Origin of the sequence: Methylobacterium sp. P1-11 (assembly GCF_008329595.1) — a bacterium.
In the GTDB taxonomy this organism is placed as follows: Bacteria; Pseudomonadota; Alphaproteobacteria; order Rhizobiales; family Beijerinckiaceae; genus Methylobacterium.
Genome location: NZ_NPKS01000017.1, coordinates 117,228 through 131,938, shown reverse-complemented (window position 1 = coordinate 131,938; position 14,711 = coordinate 117,228). Strand labels below are relative to the sequence as shown.

At 64.1% G+C, this 14,711-nt stretch carries 15 protein-coding genes and 1 pseudogene; 9 read left to right on the top strand and 7 right to left on the bottom strand.

Annotated features, from left to right (window positions below):
• Window positions 1-200: 200 nt before the first annotated feature.
• The 5 genes from CIW48_RS18505 to CIW48_RS18485 all read right to left on the bottom strand — a co-directional run bounded on the left by CIW48_RS18505 (window position 201) and on the right by CIW48_RS18485 (window position 4,501).
• Window positions 201-959 (bottom strand): SDR family oxidoreductase, encoded by a 759-nt coding sequence (locus CIW48_RS18505; RefSeq protein ID WP_149312069.1) that lies wholly within the window; start codon window positions 957-959, stop codon window positions 201-203.
• Between the two features lie 17 nt (window positions 960-976).
• The gene (locus CIW48_RS18500) at window positions 977-2,191 is read right to left on the bottom strand and encodes an ABC transporter substrate-binding protein (protein ID WP_149312068.1); all 1,215 of its coding nucleotides are present in this window, start codon (window positions 2,189-2,191) and stop codon (window positions 977-979) included.
• A 308-nt stretch (window positions 2,192-2,499) separates the two neighbouring features.
• Window positions 2,500-2,976 (bottom strand): DoxX family protein, encoded by a 477-nt coding sequence (locus tag CIW48_RS18495; protein WP_149312067.1) that lies wholly within the window; start codon window positions 2,974-2,976, stop codon window positions 2,500-2,502.
• A 62-nt stretch (window positions 2,977-3,038) separates the two neighbouring features.
• Window positions 3,039-3,503 (bottom strand): tetratricopeptide repeat protein, encoded by a 465-nt coding sequence (locus CIW48_RS18490; protein ID WP_149312066.1) that lies wholly within the window; start codon window positions 3,501-3,503, stop codon window positions 3,039-3,041.
• A 29-nt stretch (window positions 3,504-3,532) separates the two neighbouring features.
• Window positions 3,533-4,501 carry an MBL fold metallo-hydrolase gene (locus CIW48_RS18485; protein WP_149312065.1) on the bottom strand — a complete coding sequence of 323 codons (969 nt, stop codon included), beginning with the start codon at window positions 4,499-4,501 and terminating at the stop codon, window positions 3,533-3,535.
• A gap of 281 nt (window positions 4,502-4,782) precedes the next feature.
• Here CIW48_RS18485 and CIW48_RS18480 point away from each other — a divergent pair, with 281 nt between their 5' ends.
• The 4 genes from CIW48_RS18480 (at window position 4,783) to CIW48_RS18465 (ending at window position 8,907) form a co-directional block, all read left to right on the top strand.
• Window positions 4,783-5,583, top strand: coding sequence for a sigma-70 family RNA polymerase sigma factor (locus CIW48_RS18480; protein WP_246695312.1), 801 nt, complete (start codon window positions 4,783-4,785; stop codon window positions 5,581-5,583).
• Window positions 5,580-6,371, top strand: coding sequence for a zf-HC2 domain-containing protein (locus CIW48_RS18475; protein ID WP_246695311.1), 792 nt, complete (start codon window positions 5,580-5,582; stop codon window positions 6,369-6,371). Before CIW48_RS18480 ends, CIW48_RS18475 begins: the two co-directional genes overlap by 4 nt.
• A 1,390-nt stretch (window positions 6,372-7,761) precedes the next feature.
• Window positions 7,762-8,289, top strand: a complete 528-nt coding sequence (locus tag CIW48_RS18470; RefSeq protein WP_149312064.1) for a DUF4142 domain-containing protein — start codon at window positions 7,762-7,764, stop codon at window positions 8,287-8,289.
• 222 nt (window positions 8,290-8,511) lie between these two features.
• Window positions 8,512-8,907 carry a response regulator gene (locus CIW48_RS18465; protein WP_149312063.1) on the top strand — a complete coding sequence of 132 codons (396 nt, stop codon included), beginning with the start codon at window positions 8,512-8,514 and terminating at the stop codon, window positions 8,905-8,907.
• A gap of 51 nt (window positions 8,908-8,958) precedes the next feature.
• On the opposite strand, the gene CIW48_RS18460 is transcribed toward CIW48_RS18465, so the two are convergent.
• Both CIW48_RS18460 and CIW48_RS18455 read right to left on the bottom strand, forming a co-directional pair.
• Window positions 8,959-9,177: a hypothetical protein gene (locus CIW48_RS18460; protein ID WP_149312062.1), complete on the bottom strand. Its 219-nt coding sequence runs from the start codon at window positions 9,175-9,177 to the stop codon at window positions 8,959-8,961.
• 30 nt (window positions 9,178-9,207) lie between these two features.
• Window positions 9,208-9,432 (bottom strand): hypothetical protein, encoded by a 225-nt coding sequence (locus CIW48_RS18455; RefSeq protein ID WP_149312061.1) that lies wholly within the window; start codon window positions 9,430-9,432, stop codon window positions 9,208-9,210.
• 701 nt (window positions 9,433-10,133) lie between these two features.
• Between CIW48_RS18455 and CIW48_RS18450 the strand changes: the two genes are divergently transcribed.
• The 5 genes and pseudogenes from CIW48_RS18450 to CIW48_RS18425 all read left to right on the top strand — a co-directional run bounded on the left by CIW48_RS18450 (window position 10,134) and on the right by CIW48_RS18425 (window position 14,687).
• Window positions 10,134-11,306, top strand: coding sequence for a zinc-dependent alcohol dehydrogenase (locus CIW48_RS18450; protein WP_149312060.1), 1,173 nt, complete (start codon window positions 10,134-10,136; stop codon window positions 11,304-11,306).
• Window positions 11,307-11,378: 72 nt separating this feature from the next.
• Window positions 11,379-11,984, top strand: a complete 606-nt coding sequence (locus CIW48_RS18445) for a cyclase dehydrase (RefSeq protein ID WP_149312059.1) — start codon at window positions 11,379-11,381, stop codon at window positions 11,982-11,984.
• A gap of 22 nt (window positions 11,985-12,006) precedes the next feature.
• Window positions 12,007-12,150 (top strand): annotated as a pseudogene (locus CIW48_RS18440) (two pore domain potassium channel family protein); the annotation flags it as partial.
• A gap of 710 nt (window positions 12,151-12,860) precedes the next feature.
• The gene (locus CIW48_RS33320) at window positions 12,861-13,037 is read left to right on the top strand and encodes a hypothetical protein (RefSeq protein ID WP_173009305.1); all 177 of its coding nucleotides are present in this window, start codon (window positions 12,861-12,863) and stop codon (window positions 13,035-13,037) included.
• A gap of 597 nt (window positions 13,038-13,634) precedes the next feature.
• Entirely contained in the window at window positions 13,635-14,687 is a 1,053-nt protein-coding gene (locus CIW48_RS18425; protein WP_246695310.1) for a hypothetical protein, read from the top strand.
• Window positions 14,688-14,711 lie beyond the last annotated feature (24 nt).

Sequence of the window (14,711 nt, the reverse complement as noted above, 5' to 3'; positions counted from 1 at the left end):
CCGTGCGCCCCAATCTTCGCGGCTACGAGGCCGCGTTCGCTCGGCGCATCACCGCGACCGAGCGGGGTCGCAGTCATCCGCTCCTGGCAGGACGCCCGGATTGCCAGGCAGTCTCCTGGCCGATCGACTGACCGGCCTCGATCGCCGGTGCGCGAACCGTCAGTCGAGGGCCACTGTCACAGAGGCCTCAGCGGCTTTCCTCAGAGCCCGACACCTTCGAGATAGCCACGGTTCCACGTGGGGCTGATCAGGATCTCATTGACACACACCGTCGCCGGCAAGCGGGCGACGAACAGGATCGTTTCGGCGAGATCCTCCGCTTGCAGCATCCGGCCCTTGTCCTCGATCGTCACGGGAACCGGCCGTTTGTCGAGGAGGGGCGTCGCGACCTCGCCGGGGCAGATGCAGCAGGACCGGATGCCATACCCGCATTCTTCCTGGTTCAAGCTCTCCGAGAGCGCTACCAGCCCATGCTTGGCCGCGGAATACGCGGGTCCCGTCAGCTTGGAGACGTAGCGTCCGGCCCACGAGGAGACGTGGATAATCAGACCGCCTCGCTGGGTGCGCATCGTCGGCAGCACCGCCCGCGACGCGTAGAACGGACCGTTGAGGTTGACTCCGACCACGGAGTCGATGCCCGACGGAGTGACCTCGCTCCAACTCCGCTGAGGCACGTTAAGACCCGCCGAGTTCACCAGCAGATCGCAGCGCCCGTAGGCGGTGTAAACCGCCTCCCAGGCCCGCTCGACCTCGAGGGCCACGCCCATGTCGGCGGGGGCGATCAGGGCTTGCCCGCCCGCTGCGCGGACGAGGTCCGCGGTACGCTCGAGGGGCTCCCGTCCCCGACCCGTCAGCGCGAGCCGCATCCCGGCCTTCGCCAGCGACACAGCGGCGGCCTGTCCAATGCCGGACCCGGCTCCCGTCACCCAGGCGACCTGCCCCGCAATATCACGCATCATGTCGATTGACCCTATCTCTACGGCTGGCCGACGAGCGGGCAGCCACCCTCTGCGAGAGGCCGGAAGGCCTGCTCGGCGGGGATCGTGTCGAGGAGCCTGTAGAGGTCCCACGTGCCCTTCGACTCTGACGGCGCCTTCACCTCGAACAGGTACATCGGGTGGATCTTGCGCCCGTCCGCCCGGACCACGCCCTTGCCGAACAGCGGGTCATCCGTCGGGTTGGCCTTCATCCAAGCCATCGTCGCCTGCGGGTCCACCGACTTGGTCGCCGCTACTGCCTTCAGGTAGTGCAGGAGCCCTGCGTACACACCCGCGTGGTTCATCGTCGGCATGCTGTTGCCGTTGCGCTTATAGAAGCGTTCGGAGAATGCTCGTGTCCCCGGGTTGAGATCCCAGTAGAACGACTCCGTCAGCACCAGTCCCTGCGCAGTCTGCAGGCCGATCGCATGGACGTCGACGGCGTAGACCAGCAGGGCGGCGAGCTTCTGACCACCGTCGGTCAGACCGAACTCATGCGCTTGCTTGACCGCGTTGATCGTGTCGCCGCCTGCGTTGGCCAAGCCCACCACTTTCGCGCCCGAAGCCTGCGCCTGCAGCAGGAACGAGGAGAAATCAGTGGCTGGGAACGGGACCCGGGCTGCGCCCAGGACCCGTCCGGCTCCCTTGTCGATCACGGCAGTGGCCTCGTTCTGCAGCGAGAGGCCGAAGGCGTAGTCGGCGGTGAGGAAGTACCACGTGTCACCCCCACGCTTGAGCATGGCGCCCGCAGTGCCGTGCGCCAAGGCATAGGTGTCGTAGGTCCATTGGATCGTGTTCGGCGAGCATTGCTTGCCAGTGAGTTCCGTAGTCCCGGCCCCGGAATCTATAAAGACTTTGTTCTTCTCGCGCGTGACTTGGCTGACCGCAAGGGCGACCGAGGAGGTCGGCACGTCGAGGATCGCGTCTACGCCGTCGCGGTCGTACCACTGGCGGGCGACGGCGGCGCCGACATCAGGCTTGTTCTGGTGGTCGGCCGAGACGACCTCGACCTGCACGTCTGAGTTTGACTTGACGAAATCCTCGACCGCCATCTGCGCGGCAAGAACGGAGCCTTTGCCGCCGGTATCCGCGTATACGCCGGACATGTCATTGAGGACGCCGACCTTGACGTGGATCGGCTGGGCGGAAGCGGCGCCGATCATGGCGGCGAAGCTGATCGCGGCTGTAAGGATGCAGCGTTGGATCAACGCCATGGCAGACCGTCCTCCCAGACAAGTTATTGTTCAGGGTAGGAGGACACGCTTGGCTTCCCAGCGTCAAGCGCCGGCCCGCAGCGAGGTGCGGCGCAGGGGAAACGCAGCGGTGAGAGCAAGCAAGTGACGTGAGCGGGCACTATGATGCGGTCTGAGCCGGTCACGACTTCGGTGAGGCCGAAGTCCACCGACTGGCCGGGGCGAGCGCGAAGCGGCTGGCTGAATCTGGCCGATTGCAGCCCATCTGCCTTTGGACAGGAAACCGGAAGAGCAGACGTCCTAGAGGAATTCTGTTGTTCCTTTTGCGCCTACCTCAGGTGCCCGCGTTCGTGACCTGAAGAGTGATTCCGTGTCGTCTTCGCGACCGCCAATCTCCATGTTTGAGCAAGCCCGTCGACAGAAAACTGGCCGGCGCCGACGACCATGAAGGCGCACATGCCGCCCGCGATCGCCAGATCCTTCTCGAAGTGTAGCAGTTCGTTCCGAACGGTGAAGTTCGCGTGGAAGAGCACGGCGGTCGCGACACAGAAGAGGCACAACGACAGGGCGGCCGCTCGCGTCTGCCAGCCCGCCGCGACCGCGAGCCCCGCGCCCAGCTGAAGCACGATGGTCGCGGCTGCCAAACAGGCCGGCACGCCGAGCTTTGCCATCGCGGCGAAGGTGCCGTCGAGGTTCGCGGCCAGCACGAACCCCTCGTGGATGAAGATCCAGGCAAGCAGGAGCCGCGCGAGCAGCAGCAGGCCGTCGCGCAGGGGTGTTTGGATAAGATGAAACGACCAGGCCATGGCGAAGTCCCCGATCGACACGGGCCGGGCGCGGGACCCCCATCGGTCCCGCGCCTCCAGCATCAGCCGCCGGCCTTCGCGGCGATCGCCTTCTCGAGGCCCGCTCGTTCCTCGCAGCCGCCGGGACAAAGCTCCCCGAGCGCAACGAGCTGGTCCTTCGCTTTGGCCACGTCGCCCATCTCAACATACAATTCGCCGAGATACTCGCGGGCCGCCTTAAAATCGGGCCTCAGGTCGAGGGCCTTCGTATAGTAGGTCAGCGACGTCTTGAGGTCGCCGGTTTTGCGCAGGGTGAAGCCGAGCAGGTTGTAGACGTCTGCCTGCTGGTTGTCCTCAGCTAGGTCGCGCAACTCAGCCAGAGCGGCCGTGTAGTTCTTGGCGGCGATCTTGGCCCGTATGGAGGTGAGATCGACCGAACTGCTCGACGAGTCGTCATCGACAGCGAAGGCGGGCAGTGACGTGCTGAGCAGGGCCGCTGTGAGGCCGGCCGCCAACACGACGGCGCGCAGGTAGGCGTTGTTGGTCATGGTCTGATTTCCTTGTATATCGAGAGGGGTCAGGCTTCAGCAGGCGTGAACGCGTAGGCGTTGCCGTCCCTGACGAAGGTGCCGGCGCCCGGGAACGGGAAGTGTGAGCCGCAGATCGCCATCTTATCGGCGATGATGCGGTCGAGCAGCATGCGGCGGGTGCCGACCGCCATCGGGCCATCCTGGTCGTAGCTGCCCTGCCAGTCGGGATGCGGGGCGAGCAGCGCCGGCACGTACATCGTATCGGCTGAGATCATCAGCTGATCCGTGTCGGAGGAAACTAGCAGCGCGGAGTGGCCGGGCGTGTGGCCCGGCGCGAAGAGGAGCCGTACGCCAGGCGCGAGCTCGGAGCCGTCTTCGGCCAGACGCCAGTTCTTCCAGGTCGGGAACACGTCCGCGATCCGCTTGCCGGCGCCGCGCCGGCCCTCCGGCAGCTTCCCGAGCCGCTCCGGGTCGGTCCACCACCGGTACTCCGTGCTGCTCACGACGAGTTCGGCATTCGGGAAGGTCGGCGCGTTCGTGCCCTTCTGCATCAAGCCCCAGACATGGTCTGGGTGGAAGTGCGAGATGAGGACGGTGTCGATCTTGGTATGGTCGATGCCAGCCGCCGCCATGTTGCCGGGCAGGTGCGTGGCGTTGGCCTGCCACTGCCCGACGCCGGAGCCCGCGTCGCACATGACGTACCGGTCCCCGAGCTTGAGCACGAAGACGGTGAGCGGGATCGGCATGAAGTCGGTCGTCAAGCCCGCTTTGGCGAGCGCTTCCTTGGTCTGGTCAACGGTCACGTCCTTGATGAAGGCCGGGTCGTGCGGCTTGCGCCAGATGCCGTCGTAGACGGCCGTGACCTCGACCAAGCCGACCTTGAACCTGTGGAAGCCCACGCTCGGCTCGACCGGCATGGCGCTGGCGGTAGGAACGAAGCGCAGCGGTCGGTTCAGGCCGAAGGCTGCCGCCGCGCCCAAGGCTGTGCATGCGGCCCGGCGGGATAAAGTCACCATGAACACCCTCTCCTGTGTGAGTGCGTGCCTCGAATAGTGAGAGCACGCGCGCTTCGTCTGACATTCGCCCCGAAGAGGAGGCTTCCCTCGGGCATCGAGCGTGGCGAAGCCGCTCCTCACTACTGGTGTAGACCGAGGGCGGTCGCGGTTTATTCTCGGTTTCTCATCGATCGGATCGGCGGTGACGAAAGCGACCGGGTGAGAATAAAACGAGCCTGAAAGCTGTCTCTCGAAGAGAGGTCCGCACCGCGGCGCGACGGCACGATGAGCGAGCCAGGGCGATGGCGAACAAACTGATAGGCGCGCACGCTCTGCACGGGGCCGCGGCGGCTTACCGAGCGGATGCGGCGACGCCGTTCGATCGGCTCGCGGGCTACCTGAGCCCGCTCGCCGACGAGTTCGGCAACGCTCCGGCGAAGATCGTGACCCGTCGCGCCGGTCGGCCGATGGCTGCGGCATTCTCGTTCGCCGCATGGCTGGTCACCGCGGCCTCGGTCGTGCACGATGAGGCGCATCCGGTTCTCGACGCCGAGGCCGGCGAACGGTTTCAACGGCTGGTGCTCCCGCAACTGGACGCGGCCTACAGCTTCGCCAGGTTCCTCAGCCGCGATGCCGACGCCGCCCACGACATTGTGCAGGACGCGCTTCTGAAGGCTTGCCGTCACTTCGCCAGCTTCCGGGACGGGAACGTCAGGGCGTGGCTGTTCGCGATCGTGCGCAACTGCCACTACGATTGGCACGCGGCGCGGGCTCGCTCCGCCCGCTACGAGGCCGATCCCGACATCGGTGAAGAGGAGGGCTTCGACGGTGGCTCGGTCCTCGACCAAGTCGTCTCCGAGGAGGACACGCCCGAGGCGGCTCTGATCCGCAAGACGGAGGCGGAGCAGGTGCGCGGCGTCCTTCTCGGGCTACCGCAGCCCCTGCGCGAGATGCTCGTGCTGCGCGAGTTGGAGCAGCTCTCCTACCGCGAGATCGCGGCGGTGACGGCGTTGCCGATCGGGACGGTGATGTCGCGCCTCGCGCGGGCCAGGAGCGAGTTCGCCGAGGCCTGGACGCAGGAAGCTCGGATCGGAAGGGCTTGACCGTGGTGACCCGCGAACCTGACGGTTGCGCCGATTGGGCCGTAACGCTGCACGGCTTTGTCGACGACGAACTCGATGCGGCGAACACCCTCGCCTTCGAGGCCCATCTCGCGGCCTGCCCCGGCTGTCGCGCCCAGGTCGAGCGGTTCACCACCCTGCGGCGGACCGTTGGACAAGATGGTGTCGCCTGGCCGGTGCCGGAGCACGTGCGCGCACAGGTCTTCGAGGCCGTTGCGAGAGCGGGTGCACGACCGAAGAGCGACGCGCGACGGTCGACCACACAGCTCCTCGGCTTCGTTCGGCGCTGGAGCTTCATCCCGTCAGCCGCCGCCCTGGCCGCAAGCCTCTTCCTCGTTCTGGCGATCCCGCATTCGCGTGCGTCGCTTCAGGACGAGATCGTCTCGAGCCACGTCCGGTCGCTGCTGGTGGATCATCTCACCGACGTTCAGACCTCGGACCGGCACACGGTCAAACCGTGGTTCAACGGCAAGGCCGACATTTCGCCGCCCGTCGTCGAGCTTGCCGCGCGAGGCTTTCCCCTTGTTGGCGGTCGGCTCGACTACATCGCCGGCCAGCCGGTACCGGTCATCGTCTATCGGCGTCACGGGCACGTCATCAACGTTTTCGTGTGGCCCGCTCGCGAGTCGGCGCCGCAAAACTACAATGAGCGCGGGTACAACTTGGTCTGGTGGAATTCGCAAGATCTCACATTCTGTGCCGTGTCGGACGTGGCAGGCGCTGATCTGCTGCAATTTCGGCAAGATTTTATGCAGTCCGAAATTCAATAGAGATGGCGATACCGCGTCGAATCGCTCTTGATCGACACAATCGGAGGGCGTTTATTCGTGACCTACGATCCGCGTGACCACGTGCTTCACGGCAACGAGATCTTCGCCGGCCTATTGCTTTGGTCTCTCATCATGATCGCGGCTTGCTTGGCGCCTCGTTCGTTCGAGGCAACCCCTAGCAGGACGGCACAACAAATTCCCTCCTGGCACCGAGCGCCACTGTGCACGCCGACGATCTCGCGTCGTGAACGGAGTGTCTGAGCCGTTCATTGCGGAGCCACTCTGATGCCGAGGCCTCGTAGGCTGCTCGGCATGGAGGTCATCCGAGGAAATCGATCACAATCGGCTGGATAGCGGGGACGGGCGCAAAGCGGCCGGCTGTAACTGGCCGGAAGCGGCCGGTCCGCTTCCCAGAAAGTTCGCCGGAGAGGCGGACGGCCTCCTAACGACCCAACCCGGTCATCCGTGGTGCGACGAGCATCGCTCAGGAGCGGACATGCCGAGGCATATCAGGGAAGCGAGCAGTCGATAGGGCTCGGCCCCAGCAACCGAGCCCGCCGACCTGCCGTTGCTAGAGAAGGCTTGGCACGGGGGCGTGCGCGAGGCCTATGATCGCCAGCCGGAGCGCCGCAGTCGAGCCGGCCGCGATCGGAATGCGCTGGATGAGTGCAAGCCGCACGAGGACGCCTACGTAGCCGCCCCGATGGCTACCCTTCCAGATGCAGATTTGCCCCTGAATGGGTGGGCGCGGACGTGGGCGGCGTACGTGTCGTTCGTGGTGGATCCGGTGAAAGCCTGGATTGAAGCGCTAGGGCGCTGATCTGCACCAACGCCACCTGCAATCACGGGCCCTGGGCCGACGCTCCGCGGTGTCCAGTTCCCCCGCACGCACTGACCGTCACGCGACCGCCCGGCCTAGGCTTCACGGGCAGGGTGCGGAGAACTGGTCCGCACCCGCCTGTCATCGCGTGTCCCGCCCACAACAGCGTCGTGCGGGTCGCGAACATCTCGGGCGCATCACTTGGGGAAGCGGTGCTGTAGTAGGTGCCGGTGAGGTTGCCCACCGCGCCCAGATCGTCCCCTGGAAATCGAGACCCAGGCCGAGCGCCGTCTGGCGGACGAGTACGACGCGGCGCAGGAGCGGCGCGATGTCGCAAAGCTCGGGGCGAACCAACACCAGCAGGGTGTTCTGCATGAGGACACCCTCGCGACGGTTGCCGAACTTGGCCTGACCGGCAAGGCAACCCACGAGGCCCGGCCGCTGCGTGACGTGGCGCTTGACCGGACCCGGCCGTGTGATCCGCGCTGTCCCCGAGCGGGGTGCTGAACGCTTCATTCGGAACAGCATCGGCGCTGCGCAGTTTTCTGACACGAATCAGGAGGGACCATCATGAAGAAGCTCGCTATTGTAGCTATGTGCCTGGCTTTCACTGGCCCAGCTCTCGCAGAAAGCGTGTCCGAGAAAACTGGTCTGAACTCGTTAGTCGGCGCCAGTCCGAATACGCAGGACTTTGTCACTGAGGCTGCTATCAGCGACATGTTCGAAATCCAGTCGAGCAAGCTTGCTCAGGAGAAGAAGGACACAAAGGTAAACGACTTCGCGAACAAGATGATTGCCGATCACACCACTTCGAGCGAAGCCATCAAAAACATGGTTCAAAGTGGTAAGGTGAAAGCGGACATTCCGGGATCTCTCGACAGCAAGCACCAGAGCATGCTCGATAAGCTCAAGGGTCTGAACGGCGACGATTTCGAGAAGCAGTACCGCTCCGATCAGATTTCCGGCCACAAGGACACCGTCGATCTGTACAAGCGCTACGCCAAGGCCGGCGATAACGCGGACCTGAAGGCGTTTGCGGAGAAGACGCTGCCGATCGTTGAGCACCACCAGAAGATGGCCGAGGATCTCGCCAAGTAAGGCTAACGGGCCTGGACGTACACTTGCTGGATAGTACGGCAGCGTGGATCTCACTGGCGGAAACGCCAGTGAGCGCAGCGGGCGTACCGGGATCGGCACGGCAACATCACTCAGATGGACACCGCGCGGATCAGCCGGCAGCAGCCCGAACCCGGTGCGATCGAGTGAGACGCAATCAGGGCCAGCTGCGTTGATGCCGCATTGGTTGTGCGGAGATCCTGAATGGCCGACGCTTTTGCGCCGCCGCTTGCCGTGCTGATTGTCGAGGACAATCCCGTGCAGCTCATGGAAGCGGCTGCAGCCCTTCGAGATGCCGGATACGAGGTCGCCGAGGCCTCGACCGTCGAGGCGGCTCAAGCCCATCTAGCGACCCGACCTGAGCTCGTGGCCATGGTCGCAGACGTTGACCTCGCCGGCGAGCCCCTGAGCGGCTTCACCCTAGCCAAGGCAGTCGCCGCACGCTGGCCCGAGGTTGCGATCCTGATCGTCTCGGGAGTGGAGTGGCCGGGCGAAGAGCAAATGCCGATGGGCGCGCGGTTCCTGCGTAAGCCTTTCGCGCATCACGGGCTCGCCGATGCCCTCAGTGCCGTGCTGGCGGCGCGGGGGATCGGCTCGTAAGTCGACCGCCCGCGGCATCCGCGGAGCAGTCTGCCAGCGTGTTCATCGGCGTCAGGTGTCGGCGCTCGACCACCTGTCCAGCACTTCCGACCCGGCGTACAGCTCGACATGATGGCCGTGGGCATCGTCGCGGGTCTTGCAGAGGTCGACCGCCGAGGCAAAGCGGGTCCGCGCAGCCGCCTCCGTCTCAACATCCTCGGCGATCACCTGCTGCCCATCGCGGAATGTGAGTACGTGAAAGGGCGGGTGCTTCAGGTCGTTGGCTTCCACGCGCTGGGTCTCCAATCACATCGTTGCACGTCAGCCAGCGCCGTGGCCGCCCTTGGCGTTGTCGGGCATGGGGATGTCCGGCCGGTTGTCGTACCCGCCGCTCTCGGGTCCCTCGGCCGCATCGGGCTCTGGGCTGCCTGGGGAGTGCGGGCCGCTGCCGCCGGCTTCCGACGTAATGTTCTTGTTATCCCGCTTCAGCGGAGCGGGCGGCACCGTTCCGAAGGCTTCGCGCGCTGCGTCAACATCCTGCCCCATGCCGGCCTCCCTGGTGTTGTGGAGGTTCAAGGCCTGGAAGGGCGACGAGTTCCCGGAGTACGACCGGGCTTCACCAAGCGTAGGCTTAACGAACCATTCGCCATGTTCGTTAAGCTATGGCTTAATCTTGGAGCGCCGTGCCCAGCCATGCTTGATGTCGTGATCTGGTGGTTTGCAGCCGTCGCACTTGTCGGATCGGCCGCTTTAGTCAGCTTGGCCTTGCTTGAGGGGCGCTCACTCAAATCTCAACCCGCAGGGATCCAGCTGAGCCGGGGAGAGCCCCTCGCTATCCGGCACTTTGGCCGAATGTAGGATGCTGGCCGACTCAACCCGCTGACGCACGGCCGGACCAAGATCCGGGGGCCCCTCAAGCCAACGCTGCACTAACTCTGAACTCGGACCACCTCGTGGGGGCAGATCACCCGCTTCGACAGGGCCGTGTTCCTTCACAGCGCCAGACTAGCTCGGCAGCTGCTTCCCTTATCCACTAAATAATTTTGGCAAATTTACCTGCTTGCAAATTGTAGAACGCCCGAGATCCATCGTCAAAGTGCATAACGGCTAAGGTGACATGTCGAAGCAGGTGTCATTACAATGAAATTTTTTTATCATGTTATGAAACTTTTTGATCCGACGCTCCATTCGGACGGATAGATCTAAAGCGAGGGGATAAAAACTATATACATGTTAGGAGATTTTCCATGAGGGCACTGGTTTGGCACGGCACTCAGGATATCCGCTGCGACACGGTCCCGGACCCCAAAATTGAGGATGATCGCGACGCAATCATCAAAGTCACCGCCTGCGCGATCTGCGGCTCGGATCTTCACCTCTACGACCACTTCATGCCCGGCATGGAGAAGGGCGACGTCATGGGCCACGAGTTCATGGGCGAAGTCGTCGAGACCGGTAGAGGCGTCAACGGCGCGCTCAAGAAAGGTGAGCGCATCGTCGTGCCGTTCACGATCATCTGCGGTGAGTGCGACCAGTGCAAACGTGGCTACTTCTCCGTCTGCGAACGCTCGAACCGCAACAAGGATATTGCCGACAAAGCCTTTGGGCACACCACCGCGGGACTGTTCGGGTACACCCATCTCACCGGCGGTTACCAGGGCGGGCAGGCCGAGTACGTTCGCGTGCCGTTCGCCGACAAGACGCACATCAAGGTGCCGGAGAACCTGAGCGACGAGCAGGTCCTGTTCCTCGGTGACATCCTCCCCACCGGCTGGCAGGCGGCCGTACAGGCCGATATCCAGCCGACCGATACGGTCGCGGTCTGGGGCGCCGGTCCCGTCGGCCAGATGGCGCTGCGCTCCGCGCTCCTGCTCGGGGCCAAGCAGGTGGTCTGCATCGATAGCGTGCCCGAGCGCCTGGAGATGGCGCGCGCGGGCGGTGCCATCACCATCGACAATAGCCAGGAAAGCACGGTCGAGCGGTTGAACGAACTCACGGGCGGCAAGGGCCCGGAGAAGTGCATTGATGCCGTCGGCATGGAGGCGCATTCGCCGCGCGCGCTCGAACACGCCTATGATCGCGTCAAGCAGGCGGTGATGTTGGAGAGTGACCGCGCTTCAGTGCTGCGCGAGATGATCTATGTCTGCCGTCCCGCCGGCATCCTCTCGATCCCGGGCGTCTATGGCGGTCTCGTCGACAAGATGCCGATGGGGGCCCTCATGAACAAGGGATTGACCATCCGCACGGGGCAGACCCACGTGAACCGTTGGACCGACGACCTCGTCAAGCGCATCGACGATGGTCAGATCGACCCCTCTTTCGTGATCACCCACCGGGCCAAGCTCGATCAAGGGCCCGAGATGTACAAGACGTTCCGCGACAAGAAGGACAACTGCATCAAGGTGGTGCTGAGACCCTGAGTGGTTCCGCGGCCCGTCGAGCTATGGCGGGCCTGCTCACTTCGCCCTCCCGGCTGCAGCGAGGAAGTCAGCATGTCCGAAGCTATGTCTCGACGCCAACGGAGCGGCACTCCCGAGCGCTCTTCGCTGCCGAACTATTTCGTTTCAGAACCGCGCCGCAGGCCAGATCCCGCGACCCGGGAACTTGCCCGTGGCTTAGGTTGGTTCTCGATCGGGCTTGGGCTGGTCGAGGTGACTTGTGGGGGCGCCATCGCTCGCTGGCTCGGAATGCCGCGCTCGGCCCCAGTCATCCAAGCCTACGGTGTGCGCGAACTCCTGCAAGGGCTCGGGATCTTGGGTGCAAGCGATCCAACCCCGTGGATTTCGGCACGCGTGGCCGGAGACGCGCTCGATATCGCCACCGTGCTGCCCGGGCTTGAGGGCCATAACCCGCGCAAGGACAACGTGGTGATCGCCCTTGCGGCTTTGGCCGGCGTTACGGCAGCCGACGTGATCTGTGCGCGGAACCTCTCGGAAGCCCCCCTCGCTCCGTCTGAGAAGGTCCGCCGCGATTACCGCCGTCGCAGCGGCTTCCGTCGTCGTGCCGAGGCGATGCGGGGCGCGGCACGCGGCTTCAAACCGCCGCCCGACATCATCGGCCCTGAAGCGATGCGTCCCTGGACCTTAACCAACGCCTGAGGTTGGAAGGATGGCTGGCCAGATCCTGCCCGTCCTCGAACAGGCATCGGGCGTGCTCGTCATGGGCCTGGTCCTCGCCGGCATCTTCCTAACGGTCCTCTACGCGCGCATCGGGACAGGCCTGATCGCGGACAAGGTTGCCCGCCTCACCTGGGCGATCTTCCGCTCCTGAGGCGGCCTACGCTTGTGATCTCAGGCGCAATGTTGCGCTTTCATGATCAAAGTCCCGCCTTGAAACAACTGCCTCAATTGGGGCAGTGACATAGAGTTAATCGAGGCTGCTTTCGAAAGGCGGCAGGCTCGCTGACGTTTGGAATGTTGCTGATGGCTCGTCGGATCAGGCTCTGGCGTCGACCCCGCTTCCGCCCGCCTGCTCGTCGATGGCCGCCTTCGCCGCCGCCATCACCTTACGCAACAGGATCCGGATGGCGTTGCGCACGACGGCCTCGCGTCCCATCCTGGCCCGCGGTTACCGCGCGGAGCTGCGCGGCGACGGCAGGTTCGAGGGCCGGCCGCGGCCGGCGCGTATCAGACGCAATCCGCGGAACCAGGCCGAGGTGGAGGCGGCACCGAGCGCGGCCGTCCGGCTCAAGCCGGCCAAGGTCATGAAGGACCGATTTAACCCTGAGCGGGCTGACGGTGAGCGCGAGACAGGACGCCGGCTGCGAGCGTCATAGCCGAGGGAGCCGCTGCACTCCGGCTCGGCCAGAAGATCGGGTGTCGACGCGTGCAGCCGCCCGATGCACTTCGCCTGAACGCCTGGTCGGCGGCTGATCCGAAGCAGCGCCGCGCTGCGGTATACTGGCCGATTGAGGTAGCACCGGACCGTCAAAGGCCGTGCTACACTTATCGGCTCTTCGAGCATGGGAGGGGTCGATGAAGGTGTTCCAAATCCGTCAGAGCGCCACAGGCACGATTCTCTGGACCGGCTCAGCGGCCGATCCGTTGGCCGCCCTCGATGCCATGGCCCACGCCGCGGGCTATTATGATCACAGCGATATGCCTGACCACTTGCGGGCCGGCTGCCTACACGTCGCGGAGATCCGCGCCTAGCACGTCGCGACTGCGGCCCGGCCGCTCTAGTCTCCGGTCGTCAAGGCGTCAGTGATCAGAAGGTTGACCAAGGCATCTCGCCTTGCTCGTCGCATCACGATGTGGGCGGCCGCTTGGGTATCCAAGGGATGACCTCCCTGACCACCTCACCAGCGCTCTTGAGGGCCTGGTCCGCTTTCGCTTCCGAGGACTCACCCCGAACATCGGTGAACAGCTCACACGCTCGCCGGTCGGGCTCCTCATCTGAGCGCTTCTGGCCTGGCCGGTCCGTCATGGGTGTACGCCCCAGACGCATCGGCCGCTCGGCCCTGCCCCGATCTGCCCACGAGGCGGGGGAGCGCCCGATCCCACGAGCGCGAGCCGATACGCAACGCAGCTCGGCCGGATCGAGATCGTGGAGCACCGCGTCGTTGTTTGTCGCGAACCGTCCAGTTTTGACTTCTTGGACAACTCGGATTTCCCCGTTGCGGTGCTTTCATTGCGAACACATTGACCGCCTCAATCGAGTCGATATCAATCGAGACCAATTGACGAAATCTGAATAGTGCTATATTGGCGCATATATCTAACGGAACGCGCCCGCCAGGAGTGCATCCGATGGGAACGCATTGCCGAAATAGAGCTACATGTGCGCTGACCGCATTAGTGATTGCTCTGGCATACTCGCCTCTGGCATCGGCGCAGGATGCGGACAGCAACCATCTTACCGATAGTGTGGCATCAAGCGCCAGGAACGATATAGATCCCGCGCCGAGCGAAGAGCCTGATCTATCGATCATCAGCCACGATGTGGTTGGAGAGTTCGGCACCGCCGTCCCATTAGACATCAAGCTTATCCTTACGAGAACGGTCGTTGTCGAAGGGATCAGGTTGCTTGGATTGCCCTTGGGCGCGTCGATCAGCGACGCTACCAACACGTTCTCGCCATCGGAAGACAAGGACGATGCCGACATTCGCACCTGGGATATCTCGAAACTTCAGATCACGTACAAGGACAGGCGCAGCCAAAATTTCCCACTTACAGTCGCGGCGATCTGGAAATTTGGCACAGGCGGCCACTTAGAGGTGGCGACCAGCCGCTTCAATGTCAGCTTTGTTCAAGGAAATCGGGATCGTATGACTGTTAACGGCGGCGAACTCAGCAGCTCAAAACGGCCTACCGTCCAGATCCACGAGACAACCCCTTCCACCCAACGTCTCGTCGCCACAGTCAGTCGCGACGCCTCGATCTCCGGTGTTCTCGCGGCGGACGGACGTGCTGGGCCTCTTGAGGGCTCCGAGATAGGCAAGCGCACGGCAGTTCCGGCGGCTGTGGAGGGGAAACCTGGCGCTGACGTGAAGGCAGTCGTCCTTCCGCGACCTCCGGCGTCACCGCAGCGAACATCGCGCGTTGATCCGCTTGTCGAGCGGGCAAAGGGGCTGATCCGGCTCGGTGACATCAGTGGCGCGCGGCTTCTGCTGGAGCGCGCTCGTACACGCAACGCGCCGAACGCGACCTTTCTTCTCGCGCAGACCTGGGACCCAGCCATGCTGCGGAGCTGGAAGGTGCGTGGCCTGCAGCCGGACCCGGCCCTCGCCAGAAGCCTGTATGCGATGGCCACGGCTGAGGAGGGACCGGAAGAGCGGATACTCGCTGCGACGAGCCGTTGAGAACAAGCCCTGAGGACAGACGAA

What these genes read in the sequence shown, in the direction of transcription:
- CIW48_RS18490 (WP_149312066.1), bottom strand. Translation starts at nt 3,503, where the DNA reads ATGACCAACAACGCCTACCTGCGCGCCGTCGTGTTGGCGGCCGGCCTC.
- CIW48_RS33320 (WP_173009305.1), top strand. Translation starts at nt 12,861, where the DNA reads ATGAAGGTGTTCCAAATCCGTCAGAGCGCCACAGGCACGATTCTCTGG.
- CIW48_RS18500 (WP_149312068.1), bottom strand. Translation starts at nt 2,191, where the DNA reads ATGGCGTTGATCCAACGCTGCATCCTTACAGCCGCGATCAGCTTCGCC.
- CIW48_RS18450 (WP_149312060.1), top strand. Translation starts at nt 10,134, where the DNA reads ATGAGGGCACTGGTTTGGCACGGCACTCAGGATATCCGCTGCGACACG.
- CIW48_RS18455 (WP_149312061.1), bottom strand. Translation starts at nt 9,432, where the DNA reads ATGGGGCAGGATGTTGACGCAGCGCGCGAAGCCTTCGGAACGGTGCCG.
- CIW48_RS18495 (WP_149312067.1), bottom strand. Translation starts at nt 2,976, where the DNA reads ATGGCCTGGTCGTTTCATCTTATCCAAACACCCCTGCGCGACGGCCTG.
- CIW48_RS18480 (WP_246695312.1), top strand. Translation starts at nt 4,783, where the DNA reads ATGGCGAACAAACTGATAGGCGCGCACGCTCTGCACGGGGCCGCGGCG.
- CIW48_RS18485 (WP_149312065.1), bottom strand. Translation starts at nt 4,501, where the DNA reads ATGGTGACTTTATCCCGCCGGGCCGCATGCACAGCCTTGGGCGCGGCG.
- CIW48_RS18465 (WP_149312063.1), top strand. Translation starts at nt 8,512, where the DNA reads ATGGCCGACGCTTTTGCGCCGCCGCTTGCCGTGCTGATTGTCGAGGAC.
- CIW48_RS18470 (WP_149312064.1), top strand. Translation starts at nt 7,762, where the DNA reads ATGAAGAAGCTCGCTATTGTAGCTATGTGCCTGGCTTTCACTGGCCCA.
- CIW48_RS18425 (WP_246695310.1), top strand. Translation starts at nt 13,635, where the DNA reads ATGGGAACGCATTGCCGAAATAGAGCTACATGTGCGCTGACCGCATTA.
- CIW48_RS18505 (WP_149312069.1), bottom strand. Translation starts at nt 959, where the DNA reads ATGATGCGTGATATTGCGGGGCAGGTCGCCTGGGTGACGGGAGCCGGG.
- CIW48_RS18445 (WP_149312059.1), top strand. Translation starts at nt 11,379, where the DNA reads ATGTCCGAAGCTATGTCTCGACGCCAACGGAGCGGCACTCCCGAGCGC.